General features: G+C 24.3%; 1 protein-coding gene and 1 pseudogene. One reads left to right on the top strand and one right to left on the bottom strand.

All coding sequences use genetic code 11. The annotated features are described in order from the left end of the window. Positions 1–202: pseudogene (locus A9G24_RS13040) on the top strand (hypothetical protein); the annotation flags it as partial. Positions 203–244: 42 nt separating this feature from the next. Here A9G24_RS13040 and A9G24_RS07215 read toward each other — a convergent pair. After that, positions 245–1,060: RepB family plasmid replication initiator protein (locus A9G24_RS07215; protein ID WP_065638409.1), on the bottom strand; the 816-nt coding region annotated here is incomplete at its 5' end.

The following is a 1,060-nucleotide window of genomic DNA, read 5'->3' as shown; positions in this document are numbered from 1 at the left end:
TAGAGGAAGAGCGCAGGTTCAAATGCAGTGTTTATTGGCCGCAACGGCTCAAAATATCAAGAAAATAGCGATAAAGCTATTTTTGTTACGTTTTTTTAAGCTATTTTTTAATTTATTTAATAAAATCCAAATTAAAAATCCTATTTATGGTTTAAATAAAAAAATAAACCCCGAATTATATCGAGGTTTGTCATCAATCTGAAAGCACTATTAAGTGCTTTATTTGTATATTTAATTAATTATTTTAAACTATTATACCACTTTTTATACCAGCGTAATAACTTGATTTTTTTATGTTTATTGGTTTTTTTGTAGATTTAGTTGTAGATCTACTTTTATACTCTTTTTTATTACTACTACTATTTATTACTACCAATTCTTCATCTTCTAATTTTTTTGATTTAATACTAAAAGCAATAACATCATCACTTATTTTATAACTAATACTTAAATCACTTTTTTCATTTAATTCATTTACTGCTTTTTCAATAACTCTTTTTTTTAAGTCAAAAAGTCTTGTATATTTGTCGCCAAGCAATAACATTTCTCTAAGCTCATTTACTTCAATATTTCTTATCTTTATTACTTTATATTGTGCTAATAATTCATATAAACGTATACTGTATACGCTTTTAAATGTGCTTATATTGCTTAACTTATATTTAGTAAATTTGTTTTTTAAATCAAAAAGATAAGGTATGATCTGATCTGAAAAAGTTAATTCCGCTGTTGCTTCATTATCGTAATAAACTTTTGATTGCAACCATCTAAATGTGATTTTTTTTGAATTATCCTTTAAAATTATAGACTTATTATATAAGTCATCCAATCCATCTTTTATTGCTTTATATATACTGTTTTTATCAATATTTTTAAACTGCTCAGCAAATTCACTTGCTTTTATAACAACTGTTTTATTGTCAGCGCTAGCGGGGTTTAACTTACTAATAGCAAACAATATTATTCTTTGCTCTGCTAGTGTTAAATTATAACTAGCACTTACTAAATCATTACTTTTATATACTATTAAATCGCTCATTATTATTTCCTTTATTATTAT

The sequence above is a fragment of the Gilliamella sp. App6-5 genome, from assembly GCF_001690525.1.
Taxonomy (GTDB): Bacteria; Pseudomonadota; Gammaproteobacteria; order Enterobacterales; family Orbaceae; genus Gilliamella; species Gilliamella apicola_H.
Note: the sequence above shows the minus strand (reverse complement) of the source record. Positions and strands in the feature narration are given on the sequence as shown.